This window comes from Rahnella sp. AA (genome assembly GCF_002834385.1).
Lineage (GTDB): Bacteria > Pseudomonadota > Gammaproteobacteria > Enterobacterales > Enterobacteriaceae > Rahnella.
Genome location: NZ_PITQ01000005.1, coordinates 1 through 19,593 on the forward strand (window position 1 = coordinate 1; position 19,593 = coordinate 19,593).

23 protein-coding genes are annotated in these 19,593 nt (G+C 52.5%); 8 read left to right on the forward strand and 15 right to left on the reverse strand.

The features are described from left to right. From CWS43_RS13250 to fkpA, 9 genes are all read right to left on the reverse strand, one after another. Positions 1 to 142: GTP-binding protein (locus tag CWS43_RS13250; RefSeq protein ID WP_074437493.1), on the reverse strand; the 142-nt coding region annotated here is incomplete at its 3' end. Between the two features lie 71 nt (positions 143 to 213). Continuing rightward, positions 214 to 2,328: an elongation factor G gene (gene fusA, locus CWS43_RS13260; RefSeq protein ID WP_101077412.1), complete on the reverse strand. Its 2,115-nt coding sequence runs from the start codon at positions 2,326 to 2,328 to the stop codon at positions 214 to 216. A gap of 96 nt (positions 2,329 to 2,424) precedes the next feature. Then, entirely contained in the window at positions 2,425 to 2,895 is a 471-nt protein-coding gene (gene rpsG / locus CWS43_RS13265; RefSeq protein ID WP_005969574.1) for a 30S ribosomal protein S7, read from the reverse strand. A gap of 96 nt (positions 2,896 to 2,991) precedes the next feature. Then, a complete protein-coding gene (gene rpsL / locus CWS43_RS13270) occupies positions 2,992 to 3,366 on the reverse strand; it encodes a 30S ribosomal protein S12 (protein ID WP_013573668.1) in 375 nt (124 codons plus the stop codon). 143 nt (positions 3,367 to 3,509) lie between these two features. Next, positions 3,510 to 3,797, reverse strand: a complete 288-nt coding sequence (gene tusB / locus CWS43_RS13275) for a sulfurtransferase complex subunit TusB (protein WP_101077413.1) — start codon at positions 3,795 to 3,797, stop codon at positions 3,510 to 3,512. Between the two features lie 13 nt (positions 3,798 to 3,810). Continuing rightward, positions 3,811 to 4,170 carry a sulfurtransferase complex subunit TusC gene (tusC, locus tag CWS43_RS13280; RefSeq protein ID WP_101077414.1) on the reverse strand — a complete coding sequence of 120 codons (360 nt, stop codon included), beginning with the start codon at positions 4,168 to 4,170 and terminating at the stop codon, positions 3,811 to 3,813. 22 nt (positions 4,171 to 4,192) lie between these two features. After that, positions 4,193 to 4,585, reverse strand: a complete 393-nt coding sequence (gene tusD / locus CWS43_RS13285) for a sulfurtransferase complex subunit TusD (protein ID WP_101077415.1) — start codon at positions 4,583 to 4,585, stop codon at positions 4,193 to 4,195. Continuing rightward, positions 4,582 to 5,304 carry a transcriptional regulator gene (locus tag CWS43_RS13290; RefSeq protein WP_165061123.1) on the reverse strand — a complete coding sequence of 241 codons (723 nt, stop codon included), beginning with the start codon at positions 5,302 to 5,304 and terminating at the stop codon, positions 4,582 to 4,584. The genes tusD and CWS43_RS13290 overlap by 4 nt, the downstream gene beginning before the upstream one ends. Before the next feature lie 264 nt (positions 5,305 to 5,568). Continuing rightward, positions 5,569 to 6,420, reverse strand: coding sequence for an FKBP-type peptidyl-prolyl cis-trans isomerase (fkpA, locus tag CWS43_RS13295; protein WP_101077417.1), 852 nt, complete (start codon positions 6,418 to 6,420; stop codon positions 5,569 to 5,571). A gap of 293 nt (positions 6,421 to 6,713) precedes the next feature. Between fkpA and CWS43_RS13300 the strand changes: the two genes are divergently transcribed. Next, the gene (locus CWS43_RS13300; RefSeq protein ID WP_101077418.1) at positions 6,714 to 6,932 is read left to right on the forward strand and encodes a protein SlyX; all 219 of its coding nucleotides are present in this window, start codon (positions 6,714 to 6,716) and stop codon (positions 6,930 to 6,932) included. 71 nt (positions 6,933 to 7,003) lie between these two features. Here the strand turns inward: CWS43_RS13300 and slyD are convergent, their stop codons facing one another. The 4 genes from slyD to kefG all read right to left on the reverse strand — a co-directional run bounded on the left by slyD (position 7,004) and on the right by kefG (position 10,447). After that, positions 7,004 to 7,603, reverse strand: a complete 600-nt coding sequence (gene slyD / locus CWS43_RS13305; RefSeq protein WP_101077419.1) for a peptidylprolyl isomerase — start codon at positions 7,601 to 7,603, stop codon at positions 7,004 to 7,006. A gap of 199 nt (positions 7,604 to 7,802) precedes the next feature. Then, complete coding sequence (locus tag CWS43_RS13310; RefSeq protein WP_101077420.1) at positions 7,803 to 8,006, reverse strand: YheV family putative zinc ribbon protein; 204 nt, start codon at positions 8,004 to 8,006, stop codon at positions 7,803 to 7,805. A 78-nt stretch (positions 8,007 to 8,084) separates the two neighbouring features. Then, the gene (gene kefB, locus CWS43_RS13315) at positions 8,085 to 9,893 is read right to left on the reverse strand and encodes a glutathione-regulated potassium-efflux system protein KefB (protein WP_101077421.1); all 1,809 of its coding nucleotides are present in this window, start codon (positions 9,891 to 9,893) and stop codon (positions 8,085 to 8,087) included. Next, positions 9,893 to 10,447 carry a glutathione-regulated potassium-efflux system ancillary protein KefG gene (gene kefG, locus CWS43_RS13320; protein WP_101077422.1) on the reverse strand — a complete coding sequence of 185 codons (555 nt, stop codon included), beginning with the start codon at positions 10,445 to 10,447 and terminating at the stop codon, positions 9,893 to 9,895. Before kefG ends, kefB begins: the two co-directional genes overlap by 1 nt. A gap of 129 nt (positions 10,448 to 10,576) precedes the next feature. Between kefG and CWS43_RS13325 the strand changes: the two genes are divergently transcribed. The 3 genes from CWS43_RS13325 to CWS43_RS13335 all read left to right on the forward strand — a co-directional run bounded on the left by CWS43_RS13325 (position 10,577) and on the right by CWS43_RS13335 (position 14,950). Then, entirely contained in the window at positions 10,577 to 12,496 is a 1,920-nt protein-coding gene (locus CWS43_RS13325) for an ABC transporter ATP-binding protein (RefSeq protein WP_101077423.1), read from the forward strand. 205 nt (positions 12,497 to 12,701) lie between these two features. Then, positions 12,702 to 13,811 (forward strand): toxic anion resistance protein, encoded by a 1,110-nt coding sequence (locus CWS43_RS13330; RefSeq protein WP_369825871.1) that lies wholly within the window; start codon positions 12,702 to 12,704, stop codon positions 13,809 to 13,811. Further along, the gene (locus CWS43_RS13335) at positions 13,811 to 14,950 is read left to right on the forward strand and encodes a hypothetical protein (protein WP_101077424.1); all 1,140 of its coding nucleotides are present in this window, start codon (positions 13,811 to 13,813) and stop codon (positions 14,948 to 14,950) included. Before CWS43_RS13330 ends, CWS43_RS13335 begins: the two co-directional genes overlap by 1 nt. Before the next feature lie 51 nt (positions 14,951 to 15,001). On the opposite strand, the gene CWS43_RS13340 is transcribed toward CWS43_RS13335, so the two are convergent. After that, positions 15,002 to 15,604 carry a LysE family translocator gene (locus CWS43_RS13340; protein ID WP_101077425.1) on the reverse strand — a complete coding sequence of 201 codons (603 nt, stop codon included), beginning with the start codon at positions 15,602 to 15,604 and terminating at the stop codon, positions 15,002 to 15,004. 100 nt (positions 15,605 to 15,704) lie between these two features. On the opposite strand from CWS43_RS13340, the gene CWS43_RS13345 reads away from it, so the two are divergent. After that, positions 15,705 to 16,733, forward strand: coding sequence for a hydrolase (locus CWS43_RS13345; protein WP_101077426.1), 1,029 nt, complete (start codon positions 15,705 to 15,707; stop codon positions 16,731 to 16,733). Continuing rightward, entirely contained in the window at positions 16,730 to 16,975 is a 246-nt protein-coding gene (locus tag CWS43_RS13350; protein WP_101077427.1) for a YheU family protein, read from the forward strand. Before CWS43_RS13345 ends, CWS43_RS13350 begins: the two co-directional genes overlap by 4 nt. A gap of 2 nt (positions 16,976 to 16,977) precedes the next feature. On the opposite strand, the gene CWS43_RS13355 is transcribed toward CWS43_RS13350, so the two are convergent. After that, entirely contained in the window at positions 16,978 to 17,784 is an 807-nt protein-coding gene (locus CWS43_RS13355) for an IclR family transcriptional regulator (RefSeq protein WP_101077428.1), read from the reverse strand. A 300-nt stretch (positions 17,785 to 18,084) separates the two neighbouring features. Here CWS43_RS13355 and yiaK point away from each other — a divergent pair, with 300 nt between their 5' ends. Both yiaK and CWS43_RS13365 read left to right on the forward strand, forming a co-directional pair. Next, positions 18,085 to 19,083, forward strand: a complete 999-nt coding sequence (gene yiaK / locus CWS43_RS13360) for a 3-dehydro-L-gulonate 2-dehydrogenase (RefSeq protein WP_101077429.1) — start codon at positions 18,085 to 18,087, stop codon at positions 19,081 to 19,083. A gap of 11 nt (positions 19,084 to 19,094) precedes the next feature. Next, positions 19,095 to 19,562, forward strand: a complete 468-nt coding sequence (locus tag CWS43_RS13365; RefSeq protein WP_101077430.1) for a YhcH/YjgK/YiaL family protein — start codon at positions 19,095 to 19,097, stop codon at positions 19,560 to 19,562. Positions 19,563 to 19,593 lie beyond the last annotated feature (31 nt).

The window sequence follows — 19,593 nt, forward strand, 5'->3', positions numbered from 1 at the left end:
CGAATGCGCGTGCAGAACCGCCGTAGGTTTTAGCCAGAACGGTAGTGATTGCTGCAGTCAGGGTAGTTTTACCGTGGTCAACGTGGCCGATAGTACCAACGTTAACGTGCGGTTTTGTACGTTCAAATTTTTCTTTAGACACGGCTATATTCCTTACTCTTGTGCTCTCCCTTCAAAGAGAGAGCACGGGATCATTGTGTTTAAACCAGTGGCTTATTTGCCACGAGCTTCAATAACGGCCAGGGCCACGTTATTCGGCGCATCATCATACTTCAGGAATTCCATGGAGTAAGATGCACGGCCTTTAGTCAGTGAGCGCAGCTGAGTCGCATAACCGAACATTTCGGAAAGCGGAACTTCGGCATGAATCACAACACCAGTAGCGTTAGATTCTTGGCCTTTCAGCATACCACGACGACGGCTAAGGTCACCGATGACGTCACCAGTGTTCTCTTCCGGAGTTTCTACTTCAACCTTCATGATCGGCTCAAGCAGAACTGGTTTCGCTTTCTTAAAGCCATCTTTGAAGGCGATAGAAGCGGCCAGTTTAAACGCCAGCTCGGAGGAGTCAACGTCATGGTAAGAACCGAAGTGCAGACGCACGCCCAGATCTACTACCGGGTAACCCGCCAGTGGACCGGATTTCAGCTGTTCCTGGATGCCTTTGTCAATCGCGGAGATGAATTCGCCAGGAATTACACCACCCTTGATTTCGTTGACAAACTCATACCCTTTCGGATTCGTGCCAGGTTCTAATGGGTACATGTCGATCACAACGTGACCGTACTGACCACGACCACCAGACTGCTTAGCGTGTTTACCTTCAACATCAGTAACTTTAGCGCGAATTGCTTCACGGTAAGCAACCTGCGGCTTACCGACGTTAGCTTCAACGTTAAACTCACGACGCATACGGTCAACCAGGATGTCCAGGTGAAGTTCACCCATACCTGCGATGATTGTCTGACCAGACTCTTCATCAGTCCAAACGCGGAATGATGGGTCTTCTTTCGCCAGACGCCCCAGAGCCAGACCCATTTTTTCCTGGTCAGCTTTGGTTTTTGGTTCTACAGCAACGGAGATTACCGGTTCTGGGAATTCCATGCGCTCCAGAATGATCACGTTATCCGGATCACACAGAGTATCACCCGTAGTCACGTCTTTCAGACCGATCGCTGCAGCGATATCGCCTGCACGAACTTCTTTGATCTCTTCACGCTTGTTAGCGTGCATCTGAACGATACGACCCAGACGTTCACGCTGAGATTTCACTGGGTTAAATACAGTGTCACCTGAGTTGACGAGACCGGAATAAACACGGAAGAACGTCAAGTTACCCACGAATGGGTCAGTAGCAATTTTGAACGCCAGAGCAGAGAACGGCTCAGAATCGTCAGAATGGCGAACTGCTGGAGTGTCTTTACCGTCGTCCAACAGACCGTTGATAGCTTCAACGTCAGTTGGTGCTGGCAGATACTCAACAACAGCATCCAGCATTGCCTGCACGCCTTTGTTTTTAAACGCAGAACCACAGGTAACCAGGATGATTTCGTTGTTCAGAACGCGCTTACGCAGAGAACTTTTGATCTCTTCTTCAGTCAGCTCTTCGCCACCAAAGAATTTCTCCATCAGCTCATCAGAGCCTTCAGCAGCGGATTCAACCAGTTTCTGACGCCATTCTTCAGCCAGTTCTTGCATGTTTGCAGGGATTTCTTCGTATTCGAAGGTCACGCCCTGATCAGCTTCGTTCCAGTTGATAGCTTTCATTTTCACCAGGTCAACAACACCGGTGAATTTTTCTTCCGCGCCGATAGCCAGTTGCAGTGGCACCGGAGTTGCGCCCAGACGTTTTTCAATCTGATCAACAACTTTCAGGAAGTTAGCACCCATACGGTCCATTTTGTTAACGAACGCGATACGAGGAACTTTATATTTGTTTGCCTGACGCCATACGGTTTCAGACTGTGGCTGAACACCACCAACAGCACAGTAAACCATTACCGCGCCATCAAGAACACGCATGGAACGTTCAACTTCGATGGTGAAGTCAACGTGCCCTGGGGTGTCGATGATGTTGATGTGGTGTGGTTCGAACTGCTTAGCCATACCTGACCAGAAACAGGTAGTCGCAGCGGACGTGATGGTAATACCACGTTCCTGCTCCTGCTCCATCCAGTCCATGGTTGCAGCGCCGTCATGAACTTCACCGATTTTGTGGTTTACACCGGTGTAGAACAGAACACGTTCGGTAGTAGTTGTCTTACCGGCGTCGATGTGAGCACTGATACCAATGTTACGGTAGCGCTCAATGGGTGTTTTACGAGCCATTTGATTCCTCTATTACTAGGACGTTCAAGTTCGGTTAACCCAAGCGGGTTGGCTTCTTGAAGCGCCCGCTTGGTTAGCATAACTACTGCGAAGTGATTACCAGCGGTAGTGGGCGAACGCCTTGTTGGCTTCAGCCATACGGTGAACGTCTTCACGTTTCTTAACTGCAGTACCTTTGTTCTCTGCAGCATCAGAAAGTTCGTTCGCCAGGCGGAGAGCCATGGATTTATCACCGCGTTTACGAGCAGCTTCAACGATCCAACGCATTGCCAGAGCATTACGACGAACCGGACGGACTTCAACTGGAACCTGATAAGTAGAACCACCTACGCGGCGGGACTTAACTTCGACAGTCGGACGAACGTTGTCCAGAGCGACTTCGAAAGCTTCCAGGTGGCCTTTACCGCTACGTTGAGCCAGGGTCTCAAGAGCAGTGTAGACGATTGCTTCTGCAGTAGATTTTTTACCATCTACCATCAGAATGTTTACGAATTTTGCCAGCAGTTCGGATCCGAACTTAGGATCTGGCAGGATTTTACGTTGACCAATGACGCGACGACGTGGCATGGAAATACTCCGTTGTTAATTCAGGATTGTCCAAAACTCTAAGAGTTTATTTTGACAGTAAAGTGAAAATGTTTGGCCTTACTTAACGGAGAACCATTAAGACTTCGGCTTTTTAACGCCGTATTTAGAACGAGATTGCTTACGATCCTTAACGCCTGAACAGTCCAGTGCGCCACGGACGGTGTGATAACGCACACCTGGCAAGTCTTTTACACGACCGCCACGGATCAGGATCACGGAGTGTTCCTGCAGGTTATGACCTTCACCGCCGATGTAGGAGGTAACTTCAAAACCGTTAGTCAAACGCACACGGCATACTTTACGCAGTGCGGAGTTTGGTTTTTTAGGGGTGGTAGTATATACACGAGTACATACGCCACGTTTCTGCGGGCAAGCTTCCAGCGCTGGAACGTTGCTTTTAGCAACCTTCGTAGAGCGTGGTTTGCGTACCAGCTGATTAATTGTTGCCATTAAAAAGCTCCTGGATTTTGGTTCATAAACTACTTTGTAAACGCGTGATAAATCGCCCCATAAAAAGCATTAGCTAATATGGGGACGCAGAATTTTAGGGCTGACCTAAGAGGGTGTCAAGAAATATACAGCACATCGTTGATTCACCATGCCGTTTGCTGGGCATGCTTCTCAGTCAGCGCAACGAAACCAGTATAGTCGATTAACGTGATTTTGTGCGAAATTTGACCAACCAATCCTCGCGCCGCCAGATCTTCGCTTAATACATAGACTGACTGAACGTGCTGGCTCAGCCGTTCGCAGGCCTCGCTGTCATGAAGCGCTGCGAAGACGCCATCTTGCATCAGCAAAAGTGCGTCATCCGGCGCAACCATCTTAAGAAGCAATGAAAAATCACAGTGTTGCGGAGAATTGGAAAGGGTAAAAAGCATGGAGTTTCCTGATTTAAAACGTCATCACCACATCGTAACCGGCCAGCCGGTCGCGGATTTCAACCACCGACAGCGGCTCAACGTCCAGCACCCATTCGTGCCCTGCAGATAAACCGCGAGCCTTCAGAGATTCGGTGCAGACAAAGCACTGGTCAACATCATAAAGGGGCAATACACCGAACGTGGCGATATAATTACGCGCTAAAATTTTTTCAGGCTGCTGTGCTGGCATCAGTTGAAAAACACCGTCTGCCATAAAAAAGACACCGATATCTTCGGTCAGCGCTGAGGTGGCAAGCAATGCATCGAGGCCCTCGCGCCCGGCGGAAGATCCGTGTGGTCCCTGCGTGAATATAAATGCAACCTTCTTCATTATTGTTCTCTGCAATAGCACATCAGAACTGCACCATACGGTCACAGGTCAGCGAAGCTTCAGCAAGGCTGCCCAGGCCGGTCAGATGGAAACCAGGTTGCAGGTTAGTCTGACCGTGTCCCTGATTATGGGCTTCCGTTTCGTCGATCACACCACGCCGCAATGCGGCAGCGACGCACACGTTGAGCGCCACCTGATGATCGGCTGCCATTCGCTGCCAGGATCTCACTAAATCGAATTCATCAGAAGCCGGGGCGGAAAGCAGATTGCCGTTCAGCACGCCTTCGCGATAGAAAAAAACGCTGTCGAGCTGATGCCCGCTGGCAACCAGTGCCAGCGCGAACTGATACGCCGCACTGGCTTGCTGAGTTCCATACGCCGGACCAGTGACCAAAAGGCAGTAGCGGAGCTTCAACGTTCGTTCCCCACCAGGTCACCACTTTTAAACTGGCGGATATAAAGATACACCGTGTGTTTGGAAATATTCAGACGATCAGCCACCTGATTAATGGCATCTTTAATATCAAAAATACCTTTTTCATAGAGATTCAGCACGACCTGACGGTTCTTCGCATTGTTAGAAACATTGCGGTCCGCATTCACTTCTTCAATGGTGAATTCCAGCGTCTGAGCGACCAGATCGTCAACCGACGACGCGAAGTTTACCGAAGAAGCGACTTCCTGTGTTTCCGGCGGCATGAAGGTCTGAATGATCTGCGAGAAAGGCACATCAAGGTTCATGTTGATGCACAGCAGCCCGATGACACGTTGCTCACGGTTGCGGATGGCGATAGTCACCGACTTCATCAGCACACCGCTTTTTGCGCGGGTGAAATAGGCTTTAGAGACATTGCTGTCAGCGCCGGTCATGTCATGCAACATGCGCAGAGCAAGATCTGTAATCGGCGAGCCGATTTTGCGGCCCGTATGTTCGCCATTGGCGATGCGAACGGCTGAGCATTTCAGGTCTTCCAGTGAATGCAGAACAATTTCGCAGTGCTCACCAATCAGCATTGCAAGCCCGTCCACCACGGCCTCATATGAAGACAAAATTTCATGGTCGACCTGGCTGAAAGGACGTTGGTCCAGCAAATCCAGATCGCCGGTTTCGCCAGTTATAAGCGAATTAGACATCGAAGCTACCACCCTCTATATCGCGCCTTCCAACGGGAGTCAGAGCGCATTATTCATCGTTCCAGGGTCGTTACTGTATCAAAAGTACAGAAAAAACGGCCTTGCGAGTATATGGATATGTGACGTTATGCCGGGCAGACAAAAGCGTCAAGTTATCATCATAGAGTAACCGCAATAAAATGAGGGGCTGGTTCAAATAAAAGTTACTGACGAAAAAAAACCGCCGCGTTAAGCGACGGTTTTATACAGCAACTGTGCGGCAGCTTAGTTAGCTTTCGGCGCAGCTTCTGCTTCAGCAGGTTTCTCAGCGGCTTTAGGATCAGCTTTTGGCGCTGCTTTCACGTCCAGCAGTTCAACATCGAACACCAGAGTGGAGTTAGCCGGGATCCCCGGGACGCCAGTTTTGCCGTAAGCCAGTTCTGGTGGGATGACCAGCTTGATTTTGCCGCCTTTCTTGATGTGTTTCAGGCCTTCGGTCCAGCCTGGGATAACACCGTCAAGACGGAAGGAGAGTGGCTCGCCACGGGTATAAGAGTTATCGAACTCAGTCCCGTCGGTCAGGGTGCCTTTGTAGTTAACAACAACGGTATCGCTGTCTTTCGGCGCTGCGCCGGTACCTGGTTTCTCTACCTGATACAGCAAACCAGATTCAGTTTTCTTCACGCCTTTTTCTTTGGCGAAATCAGCACGGAATTTATCGCCTTTGTCAGCGTTAGCTTTAGCGTCCTGCTCCATTTTAGCCTGTGCAGATGCTTTCACACGGCCTTCGAAGGTTTGCAGGGTTTGCTCGATTTCCTGGTCAGACAGTTTGCTTTTGTTTGCAAACGCATCCTGAACACCGGCGATCAGCTGGTCTTTATCCAGTTTGATACCCAACTTTTCTTGTTCTTTCAGTGAATTGTCCATGTAACGGCCCAGAGATGCACCCAGTGCATACGCTGCCTGCTCGTCATCACTTTTGAACTTGGTCTTATCTGTTGCTGCCGGTGCAGCTGCAGCGGCTGGCGCAGGGGCAGCAGCGGCCGGTGCTGTGGCTTCAGCAGCCATAACCTGAGTGGCATTCAGGGCGATAGCCATGGTGGTTGCCAGCAGAGTTACTTTAAACAGTGATTTCATCCATTTCTCCAAGACCAGAAGTGTGTGACCTCTGGTAATAATTACGAAAGTTCGGCGGTTACTATAACTGTCCGTCTCACGACAAAACAATCTCTATACATGCCATTAGCGTCTTATTCCGACCTTTTTTGCATCAATTAGTTTCGTTGAACAGTGAATAACGACAGATAAAGCGCCACAGGGGTCAGGCAATCTGGCGGGTTTACGGGTAGAATCGCCGGTCTACAATACAGAATGAGGTTCCGGTCAGCGCTCAATCTGAGAGGCTTGGGACGCACAATGAGGGAATGAAGATGGACTCAAACACCGTTGAACAACGTCTGGAGATGCTGGAAAACAAACTGGCATTTCAGGAAATCACCATCGAAGAGCTGAATTTGATTGTGACGCAGCACCAGCTGGAAATGAGCAAATTGCACGATCACCTGCGTCTGCTGACAGATAAACTGCGTGCCAGTCAGCCGTCAATGATTGCCGACCAGTCGGAAGAAACGCCGCCGCCGCATTATTGATTTCCGCCCTTGCACGCAGCAAAAAGGCGCCTGAAGGCGCCTTTTTTTTAACCGCTCTGCTGAGAGAACGATCAGTGGCAACCGCAGCCGCCGTTACCGCCGCAACCACCTTTCTTACCGTGGTCATGGTCGTGTCCGTGATCATGTCCGTGGCCACCGCAGCAACCGTCACCGTGTTCATGGTCGTGACCATGGTCATGGCCGTGTTCGCCGTGAACGTGGCCGTGAGCCAGTTCTTCTTCAGTCGCTTCACGGATCGCAACCACTTCAACGTGGAAGTTCAGATCCTGACCCGCCAGCATGTGGTTACCGTCAACCACAACGTGGTCGCCGTCAACTTCGGTGATTTCGACAGGAACCGGGCCCTGATCGGTATCAGCCAGGAAACGCATGCCCACTTCCAGCTCGTCAACGCCCATGAAGACGTCTTTCGGTACGCGCTGAACCAGGTTTTCGTCGTAGTTGCCGTAAGCGTCGTTTGCGCCAACATGCACGTCAAATACGTCACCAATGGCATGACCTTCCAGCGCAGTTTCCAGACCGGAGATCAGGGAACCATGGCCATGCAGGTAATCCAACGGTGCGCTCACCGGAGATTCATCAACCAACACACCGTCTTCTGTACGAACCTGATATGCCACGCTGATGACCAGGTCTTTTGCTACTTTCATGATAACTCCTACCGTTGGAAACTCAATTTGTTGTCTGCGACGTTTTTGTAACGCACGCTACTTCACTTAAGGCTAATTCAGTGACGATCGCTTTTCGATGAGAGCATCCTGAAAAGCATGACCGGATAAATTTGGCGAAGAGTGTAGCGGAAATCCGCGTCTCTGTACTCAACAGCATAAAAAAACGCGAGCAATAACGCTACTTCGGATCGAAAATACCAATCACTTGTTCTTCAGGGCGCAGCTTCTTACTGACCTGAGCATCGGTTTGCCGCTGATGGTGCCCGCACTTCACGCATTCCACTACTTCAACCTGATCTTCCTGCCATAAAGCCAGTGTATCCATCGCCTTACATTTCGGGCATACCGCACCAGCGATGAAACGTTTACGGGTAGTCACCATGTTAATTCTCCTGAAATTTTCGACATTGCTTCCGGTCATTTTTCATTCAGACGGCATAAAAAATTTTCGTCTGCCGGACTATTCATCATCGTCCCAGCCGTCAAGCTGACGCCGTTCATTGTGCATTTCGCTCTGGAAGATGTCCTCCAGCTCGCGCCGCGCTTCTTTCACGCGGGAAATCTGTGCCACGTCACCACGGTTTTGCGGCACCAGTTCACGCAGCATCCGCATATCAAGACGGCGGAAATGCTGCTGAGCACGGTAAGCGCTGTGCGGGTGCATGCCTAACGTCACCAGCGCCTTTTTCCCTAATTCCAGCGCACTGGAAAACGTCTCGCGGGAGAAGTTCGTCACGCCAGCCTGCAACAGCTCATGCGCTTCAACACGCCCCCGCGCGCGGGCAAGAATATTCAGATGCGGGAAATGCTGCTGGCACAGATGCACGATGGTCATTGTGTCTTCCGGCTCATCGCAGGTGATCACGATCGACTTTGCCTTTTCCGCGCCAGACGCCCTGAGTAATTCCAGTTCAGTCGCATCACCGTAATACACTTTGTAGCCGTAAGTCCGCATCAGACCGACGGCGCTGATATCGCGTTCCAGCACGGTGATGCGCATTTTGTTCGCCATCAGCAAACGGCCTATCACCTGCCCGAAACGCCCGAACCCGACAATAATCACCTGCGGTTCATCATCCTGCACAAAGTGTTTTTCATCGCTTTCTTCGCCATCGTTGTAGCGGCGAACCAGAATTCTGTCCACCCACTGCATCAGCAGCGGTGTTGTCATCATCGATAACGTCACCACCACCAGCAACAGCGAAAGTTGCGAAGAGGAAATGACTTTCTGCGCCCCCGCCGCCGAGAACAGCACGAAGGCAAACTCCCCGCCCTGGCTGAGAACGGCAGAAAACTGTAACCGAACAGACGTCCGCAATCCGAATACCCGCGAAAGCGCGTAAAGCACAGCGCCTTTGACAGTCACGAGAATAATGACGCCTGCCAGCACCAGCAAAATATGGGTGTAAAGCACGCCAAGATTGAGCGCCATGCCGACGGAAATAAAGAACAGCCCGAGCAGTAAACCCTTAAACGGCTCTATCGCGATTTCCAGTTCGTGCTGATACTCACTTTCGGCCAGTAAAATACCGGCGATGAATGTTCCGAGGGCCATCGAAAAGCCCAGCGTATCCATAAACAACGCGGAACCGAGCACCACGAGAAGCGCCGCCGCCGTAAAAACTTCGCGAACGCCAGAGGCCACAATCAGCCGGAAAATCGGCCGCAACAGATAGCGCCCGCCAATTAACATGCCGCCGAAAGCCAGCACTTTCAGGCCGATCATTTCCCAGTTATTGCTACCTTCAGAACCGCCCGCCAGAATGGGGATCAGCGCCAAAGCCGGGATCACCGCGATATCCTGAAACAGCAGCACGGCAAAACCCAACTGACCGCCTTCGTTGCGCGTCATTCCTTTGTCGCGCATCAGCTGCAACGCCATCGCCGTTGATGACATCGCCAGCCCGATGCCGCCGATCACCGCCGCCTGCCAGGAGAATTTCGTCAGCCACAATAAACCGCCGAGCACCAGCGCGGTCAGAATCACCTGCCCGGCGCCGACGCCAAAAATTTGCCGCCGCAGCTCCCACAGTTTCCCCGGATTCAGCTCCAGCCCGATGATAAACATCAGGAACACCACGCCCAGTTCGGAGAAATGCAGAATTTCATCGACATCGCGGATAAAGCCCAAACCCCACGGGCCGATGGCGATCCCGGCCAGCAAATAGCCGAGTACCGCGCCAATTCCTAAACGCTGGGCAACAGGAACCGCAACTACGGCCGCAAATAAAAACAGCAGGATCGCGGCGGGTAAATTTGAACCGTCCATCAGGCAATCCCTCCGTTTGGCAGCGGGGATTTCAGCCATTCGCCATACGCTTCGGCGTGGCTTTGCAGCACATCCGGTTTCTGACGGCGCGCCCAGTAAATGATAATCGGCGTCATCCAGTGCATATGGCACATCGCCGACGTCAGCTCGAACGGACGCATAATGTCGGACATCGGGTAGCGGTTATATCCGCCTGCTTTGTAAGCGCCCTCCGGTTCTCCTGTGGTCACAACCGAGCGCCAGTATTTTCCATTCAGCGCATTCCCGCCCGCTCCGCTGGCAAAACCACGCGCCAGCACGCGATCCATCCACTCTTTCAGGAGTGCCGGGCAACTGTAGGTATACAGAGGATGCTGGAAAACGATCACTTTATGGTCGCGCAGCAATTGCTGTTCGCGGTGGATATCAATAAAGAAATCAGGATAGTGTGCGTACAAATCATGCACGGTGACATGTTCAAGTTGCTGCGCTTGTTGCAGTAAAACGCGGTTGGCGACCGAATCGGGTGATTCCGGGTGAGCGTAAAGCAGCAAAACCTTTGGTGGCTGCGACATCAATACCTCCAAAGCGTCGTCAGGGTGCGGTTTTTCCGTTACCATGCTTCGCAAAGACTAAATGGGACGCGATACGTCTTGTTTAAATCATTATCATGACAATTTAACATACTCTCAACACGGCGCTTTATGATTGTTTTCTCCTCCTTACAAATCCGACGCGGCACCAATGTGCTGCTGGACAACGCGTCTGCGACCATCAATCCCGGCCAGAAAGTCGGGCTGGTGGGCAAAAATGGCTGCGGTAAATCCACCCTGATTTCGCTGCTGAAAGGTGAAATGAGCGCCGACGCCGGCAATCTGACTTTCCCTGGTAACTGGGCGCTGGCCTGGGTCAATCAGGAAACACCGGCACTCGATGAGCCGGCGATAGAGTATGTTATCGACGGCGACCGCGAATTTCGTCAGTTAGAATCCGAATTACAGCACGCCAATGAACGTGATGATGGCCACGCTATCGCCACGCTGCACGGCAAGCTCGATGCGATTAATGCCTGGACGATCCCGGCGCGCGCGGCCAGCCTGCTGAGCGGTCTGGGCTTTAGCCAGAATCAGTTACAGCAGCCGGTAAAATCCTTCTCCGGTGGCTGGCGTATGCGTCTGAACCTGGCGCAGGCGCTGATTTGCCGTTCTGATTTACTGCTGCTTGATGAACCGACCAACCACCTGGATTTAGACGCCGTCATCTGGCTGGAAAAGTGGCTGAAAGGCTATACCGGAACACTGGTCCTGATTTCCCATGACCGCGATTTCCTGGATCCGATTGTCGATAAAATCCTGCACATCGAACAACAATCGCTGAACGAATACACCGGTAACTACTCGTCTTTCGAACGTCAGCGAGCGACCAAATTGTCGCAACAGCAGGCATTGTTTGAAAGTCAGCAGGAAAAAGTGGCGCACCTGCAAAGTTACATCGACCGTTTCCGCGCACAGGCGACCAAAGCCAAACAGGCGCAGAGCCGCATCAAAATGCTGGAGCGCATGGAACTGATTGCCCCGGCGCACGTCGACAATCCTTTTCATTTTAGCTTCCGCTCGCCGGAAAGCTTACCCGATCCGCTGCTGCGCATGGAAAAGGTCAGCGCAGGCTACGGCGATACCACCATTCTGGATTCTATCAAACTGAATCTGGTACCAGGCTCGCGTATCGGCCTGTTAGGGCGTAACGGCGCGGGTAAATCGACGCTGATCAAACTGCTCGCCGGTACCATGCCGCCGCTTCAGGGTGACATCGGTCTGGCGAAAGGCGTGAAACTCGGGTACTTCGCCCAGCATCAGCTGGAGTTTTTGCGTGCCGACGAATCGCCGTTGCAACATCTTACCCGCCTCGCTGCACGCGAAACGGAGCAGCAGTTGCGTGATTATCTTGGCGGATTTGGTTTCCACGGCGACAAAGTGACGGACCCGACCGGGCGTTTCTCAGGCGGAGAAAAAGCGCGTCTGGTGCTGGCGCTCATCGTCTGGCAGCGTCCTAACCTGCTGCTGCTCGATGAACCGACCAACCACCTGGATCTCGACATGCGTCAGGCGCTGACCGAAGCGTTAATTGACTTCGAAGGCGCGATGGTTGTTGTCTCGCATGACCGCCACTTACTGCGTTCGACTACCGACGATTTGTATCTGGTTCACGGCGGAAAAGTGGAACAGTTCGACGGCGATCTGGAAGATTATCAGCAATGGCTGGTGGACATTCAGCGTCAGGAAAGCCAGCAGGATGCACCGGCCAAAGACGGTGGCGTGAACAGCGCGCAGTCGCGTAAAGACCAGAAACGCCGCGAAGCCGATTTCCGCAACCAGACTCAGCCGCTGCGTAAGCAAATCACCAAACTCGAAGCGCAGATGGAAAAACTGACCACCGAACTGGCGACAATCGAAGAGCGTCTGGCTGATTCCGCGATTTACGACATCAGCCGTAAAGCCGACCTCACCGAATGTCTGCAACAGCAGACCAAAGTGAAAGGCGCACTGGAAGAAACCGAAATGACCTGGCTCGATGCTCAGGAACAGCTGGAAGAGTTGTCTAAAGCGTTTGATATAGAAAGCTGAGTTTGCTGTAAAACCGCCATTATCCTTTCCGGATAGGGCGGTTCCCCTTCTTATGCCCGGCCCACTGGCAGTCACTGGTTTTGCACGTTAGAATTCGTCCATTCCTTCGATTCCTTAATCGAAACCCGCCTCAAGTTAAAAGGATGATGACGTGACGGATACCCCGATTTCCCGGCCATTGGCAGAACCTGTTCTATCCACCCAGCTGGCTACCGACCTGGCCGCCACGCCGGACGCACAAGCACCCGCAATCAGCGCCGAAGAACAGCAAAAAATAGACGAAATTGCGGCTCAAATCGATATCACCGATCCGGTTATTTCGATTGCCTATGGCGCAAAGACCATGAATGCCATGTCACGATTTAATGAATCCCTGATGCAGGAAGTCCGCGCCAAAGATGCGGGAGAAGTGGGCACGCAGCTCACGGATTTACTGAGCAAAGTGAAAGGCATTGATCTGACCGTTTTCGACCAGAAAAAAGGCCTGCTGGAATCTATTCCGCTGCTCGGCAAGTTGTTTAATAAAGTTGAGCGCACGCTTTTGGAATATCAGACGCTGGCCCGGCAGGTCGATAAACTTTCCGAAAAATTGCAGGACACCATCACGGAGTTGCTGCGCAATATCGCCACGCTGGAACAGCTGTTCATCCGCAACCGCGAGTATTTCAAAGACATCAGCCTGCATATCATGGCGGGTAAAAAGAAGATTGAGCAGATCCAGTCTGAGGCCATTCCTGCAGCACAGGCAAAAGCTCAGGCTTCCGGTGATGCCATGGACGCCCAGAACGTGCGTGACCTGCTCGGAGGGGTCCAGCGCTTTGAACGCCGCCTGAGTGACCTGATGTTAACGCGCACCATGTCCATCCAGACCGCGCCACAAATCCGCCTGATGCAAAGCAACAGCCAGTCGCTGGCGGAAAAAATCCAGAGCAGCATCCTCACCACCATTCCGGTCTGGAAAAGCCAGATCGTGCTGGCATTGTCGCTGAACTCACAGCGTCAGGCCGCGAAATTGCAAAAAGAAGTCGCCGACACCACCAACGCTATGCTGCGCCGCAATGCAGAATTGCTGCAAACCGGCAGCATCGAAACCGCGACGGAAGTTGAACGTTCTATTGTTGACGTCGAAACCCTGCGCGATGTTCAGGGGCGTTTGCTGAGTACGCTCGAAGACACGATGAATATCGCCAGCAATGCCCGCGCGCGCCGTGCAGAAGTGGAGAAAGAACTGGGCGCAATGGAGCAGGAGCTGCGGACTAAACTGGCGTCGATTGCCTCAGAAAACAATACTCAGGCGAAGGTGGCCGCCAGATAATGAAAGATATCGACGGCTTAACCGATCTCTACATGAACTCACGCCTCATCAGGATCGTGACCTACGTCATTATGTTTTTTGCAGCAGGGTTATTCGCCGGCACCTTTTCAGGGGAATATCTCCACGGGCTGGACGAAGTGGCCCGAAAAAGCACGAGCGGCGCCATCACCGCGCTCAGTTTCCTGACGTTTTATATGCTGGGGCACAGCGTCCTCTACGATCGCCAAAGCTTTTACTGTGCAATCCCAGCCGGCATCGCCTGGGGCATATTGGGTGACGTGCTCGCCATCCCGTTCTGGATGGTGACCGTGAGCCTGATACTGAGCCTGCTGACACAGCCCCGGACAGGATTAGTATGGAAAAGTTTTGCCTGGTTAGCGGCTGTCTATTGTTATTCAGGCATTTACAGTTTCTCTCCTTACCTGCTGTTTTACGGCATTGCTGTGGTCATCGTACTGATCGGATGGAAAGTGATTTCCGTCTATGGCGACCAGGAGGAAGAGCCCGTCAGCCGGGAAAACGATGCAAAAATCCAGTCGTCGTTCCGCCCGCCGTCAGAGAAAACCGCCCCCTCTTCGTATCGCCCGCCAGCCGATGATATTCCCGCAGTCAAATCTGCACCGGCGTACGGACAACGCCCCGAACCACACATTCAAAGCTATTATCGCCCGCCGCGTGATCCTGATATCGAAACGCCGAAGATAACGCCCGTGGTTCGTAAACAGTCCTCATTCAATGACCTGGAAAGCAATGACTACGCGGGCATTCTGAATCTGCTGGAGAAGAAATCGGCAGCCTTGCCGCCTGCGCTGCAAACCGAGCTGAACGGTCTGGTCAGAAATGGCCAGCTGATTTTGCAAAGCATGAAAGAGGATCCGGAAGACGTGAAACCGGGCACGGCGTTTTTTAACCGTTATCTGTCTGCGGTGATCCGCGTGGTGGAACAAAGTGAGCGCCAGAACCTGCCGGAAAACGCGCCGCAAAGTTCTCCGGTACTGGAAAGATGTTTTACGGCATTGCAGGCGCTGCATTCCGCGTTCGTGCAACAGCTGGCGCAGCTACAGGAAAACGATCAGCTAAAATTTGATGTTGAAATGAGCACGCTGGACAGCCTGCTGAGAACGGATGGTTTTAAATAATCAGGCCGGATTGAGAAAAAGCCCGCCTTCAGTCAGAGGCGGGCTTTTTTGTCAGTGCCAGATCAGCAACACACAGGCGGCGGTCAGGATCCCCATCGCGATGTTAAAGGTGTACCACGCGCGCTTACTGCGCAGCAGACGGCCAATCACGGTGCCAAAGCCCAGCCAGATAATCCCGGAAACCAGATTCACCATAAACATTCCCAGGCTGATCCCGGCAATCGAATGGTTATAGGCCGCACCGGCGAGGCTGAAACTGGCGACAGCGCCAAGTCCCATCAGCCAGGCTTTCGGATTCAGAAATTGCAGCAGCCAGCCCTGATATAAACGAATCGGCTTCGGCGGCGGTGCGCCGGTTTCCAGCGTTTCATACGCAGACGTTGCAATCTTCCACGCCAGCCACAGCAAATACAGGCTCCCGGCGATTTTGAGGAAAAGATGCAGCGCAGGATAAACAGTAATCAGCCCGCCGACACCGAACGCCACCAGCAGCAAAATGCTTTGCATGCCGAGCATAATACCGACCATCAGCCAGAGTGACCTGAAGAAACCGAAGTTAGCGCCAGACGTGGTTAACAACATATTATTTGGGCCAGGAGTGATAGCGGCGACCCATAAAAATCCAAGCATCGATAAAAATAAACCAAGTTCCATTTAATTTGGGTTCTCCGACCCGAAAGATGTGCGATAGCATTGAAGCTAACAGCGTGATATTGATCGCACAAGAGCCTCTTAAGAGAAATTTATTCATCTTATGCATGAATCCTTTCGCCCCCTGCGCGGGGCCAGTAATCCGCATATCCAGACGCTGCTTCCGCGGCTGGTCAGGCGTAATGCAAAACTCAAACCTCACTGGCAACGGCTGGACACACCGGACGGCGATTTTCTGGATTTAGCCTGGAGTGAAGATCCGGAACAGGCGCGCCATAAGCCACGCATGATCCTGTTCCACGGGCTGGAAGGCAGTTTTTATAGCCCGTATGCCCACGGATTATTGCAGGCGTGGAAAGAATGCGGCTGGCTCGGCGTGGTCATGCATTTTCGCGGATGCAGCGGCGAACCCAATAAGCTTCAGCGCATTTATCATTCCGGTGAAACCGAAGACGCCCGCTTTTTCATTCGCTGGCTGAATGAAACCTACGGCGAAGTGCCGACCGGCGCAGCAGGCGTTTCGCTCGGCGGCAATATGCTGGCGTGTTATCTCGGGCAGGAAGGCGAAAATTGTACGCTGAAAGCCGCCGTCGTGGTGTCGGCTCCGCTGATGCTCGAACCCTGCGCTTACCGGCTGGAACAGGGCACATCGCGGATTTACCAGCGCTACCTGCTCGATCAGCTCAAAGGAAACGCATCGCGGAAACTGGCGAAATATCCCGGCACCCTGCCCGTCACGCTGACGCAACTGAAGGCCATGCGGCGCATCCGCGATTTCGACGATGCGATTACCTCAAAGGCCCACGGTTTTGCCGACGCACTGGATTATTATCGCCAGTGCAGCGGAATGCCGTTACTCGCGCAGGTCAGGATACCGCTGCTGATTATCCATGCGAAAGACGATCCGTTCATGACACCGGACGTGATCCCGAAAGCCGGGGATTTACCGGAATGCGTCGAATACCAACTGACCGAACACGGTGGCCACGTCGGTTTCGTTTCCGGCAGCCTGCGTAATCCGCAGATGTGGCTGGAACAACGCATTCCGGCGTGGATTGCACCGCATTTAGAAACAGCAGCAAAACCCGTTACAGAACAGACCGAAGAAAAAACAAAGGAAAAAACGTTGTGATAATTCCCTGGCAGGAACTGGACGCAGAGCTGCTCACCAGCGTGGTGGAATCTTTCGTTTTACGCGAAGGCACCGACTACGGCGAGCAGGAAAGATCTCTTGAACAAAAAGTGGATGACGTGAAACGCCAGCTGAAAAGCGGCGACATCGTGCTGGTCTGGTCAGAACTGCATGAAACGTTAAATATCATGCCCCGCGGCCAGTTCCGCGCCGGGCAGGAAGAAATGCCGCAGGACTGGTGATCTCACCCCACCTTCAGCCCAAGCTCGCCGGAAATCGCGGCCGCGGTTTCTTTCAGCGGTTTCAGCAGTGCTTCTTCGCCGATCACGCCGAGTTTTGCCGTCGAGAGTGAAATCGAGACGGCGTACGTCACGCGCCGGTGGATATCAAACACCGGCACCGCCAGACAGGATACGCCCAGCTCATTTTCTTCCCTGTCCATCGCCAGGCCCTGATCGCGGATCTGTGCCAGCTCTTTGCCCATCTCTTTCAGGCTGACAATCGTATTGCGGGTCAGCGGCTGGATCTGTTCGCTGTGACTCTCCCAGTAAGCCGGCACGTAATCCTGATGCCCGTACGCCATGTAAATTTTGCCCATCGCCGAACAATACAGCGGCATATGCTGGCCGATGTAGGCGCGGGTTCGCAGCATTCCGGTGGTCGGTTCCAGCTTGTAAATCAGAATGGCGTGATCGTCTTCCCGGCTGGAGAAGTTAACGGTTTCCCCGGTCGCGATATTCAGTGCTTCAAGATGCGGCGCGGCGACGTGGATAATATTCAGGGAGGACAGCGATTTCTGGCCGACAGAAATAAATTTGGTGGTTAAGCGATAACTCCCTGCCGCCGGAGCAGGCGTGACATAACCGCAGGATTGCAGCCCCTGAAGTAAACGGTGAACCGTACTTTTATTCAGTTCCGCCAGTTCAGAAAGATGCGCCAGCGGGCAGCCGTTCGGATAATTGCTGAGGATTTCGATCAGCTGTAACCCACGGAACAGGCTCTGACTTCCTGCCGGTTTATCTTTCCCCTGTTCGTTCTCTGCGTCTTTCATACCTTGATGAATTCCCGTTGTGCCGGTGGCGTTTCAATCCTGAACCGATGGTATAGCAAACTTCCTTCGCACGCGAAATAACTCCTTTTCCCTGCCTGCCTTTTACCCCGTCAAAAATGTGCCCTTCATCACGAACCGGACATGAATTTTTTATCCGACTGATTTTAAAGCGTTTTAAAAACCACCGAATGGATTGTGATCCGTTCCGGACAAGAGTAGATTTTTGAAATCAGATTCCACATAGTGAAATATAGAGATCTAAAAACAACCAATTCTTTAACAACATCACCGGAGAAAGGTATGAAACTGAGCGTTGAAACGTTGCAAAAGGAGTTCAAAAGGGTGCTTATCGCGCGCCACGTCAAACCTGACGTCGCCGATGAATGCGCCACGATGTTTGCCCAAACTACAGAGTCCGGCGTTTATTCCCACGGCGTAAACCGTTTCCCGCGCTTCATTCAGCAGCTGGATCAGGGAGATATTCACCCGGATGCCGTGGCGAAAAAAAACCTGTCGTTGGGCGCGATTGAACAGTGGGATGCGCAGCGCTCAATCGGCAATCTGACGGCGAAAAAAATGATGGATCGCGCCATCTCTCTGGCCTCCGACCACGGCATCGGGCTGGTAGCGCTACGCAATGCCAACCACTGGATGCGCGGCGGAAGTTACGGCTGGCAGGCGGCAGAAAAAGGTTACATCGGGATTTGCTGGACCAACTCCATTGCGGTTATGCCACCGTGGGGCGCAAAAGAATGCCGCATCGGCACGAACCCGCTGATCGTCGCCATCCCCGGCTCGCCGATCACTATGGTGGATATGTCGATGTCGATGTTCTCCTACGGCATGCTGGAGGTGAACCGTCTCGCAGGCCGTGAACTCCCGGTCGACGGCGGCTTCGACGACAACGGCCAGCTGACCCGCGAGCCCGGCGTTATCGAAAAGAACCGGCGCATTTTGCCGATGGGCTACTGGAAAGGTTCCGGTTTATCCATTGTGCTGGACATGATTGCCACCCTGCTTTCCGACGGCGCGTCCGTGGCGGAAGTCACCGAAGACAACTCGGATGAATACGGGATTTCGCAGATTTTCATCGCCATCGAAGTTGACCGGCTGATTGACGGCGCGACCCGCGATGCAAAACTCCGGCGCATTATGGATTACGTCACCACCGCCGAACGCAACAATCCGGACGAAGCCGTGCGCCTGCCGGGCCACGAATTCACCCGCCTGCTGGCAGAAAACCGCCGCAACGGGATCACCGTCGATGACAGCGTTTGGGCGAAAATTCAGGCCTTATAAGGAGCTGGCTCATGATATCCGGACATATCAGCAACCCGAATCCCTGCACGTTTCCCGCAGCGATTGAGAAGGCACTGAATTTTCTACGCACCACGGATTTTCGCGCACTGGAAACCGGCGTTGTCGAAATTGAAGGCAGGGATATTTACGCGCAGATCCTCGATCTGACGACCAAAGAGAAAACGGAAAATCAGCCCGAAGTTCACCGCCGTTATATTGATATTCAATTTTTAGCCTGGGGCAATGAAATTATTGGTTATGCCGCCGACCGGGGAAATAACCCTATATCTCAGTCATTGCTTGAAGAACGAGACATTATTTTTTATCACGACATGGGAAACGAATCCGAAATTATCATGATACCGGGAACCTACGCCATATTTTTCCCGCAGGATGTTCACCGCCCGGCGTGTATTCATCATACCGTCAGTAATATCCGTAAAATTGTCGTCAAAGTAAAAGTGGATAAACTCGCGTAACCGTCAGGATAAAACAGTTCGGGAAGACAGT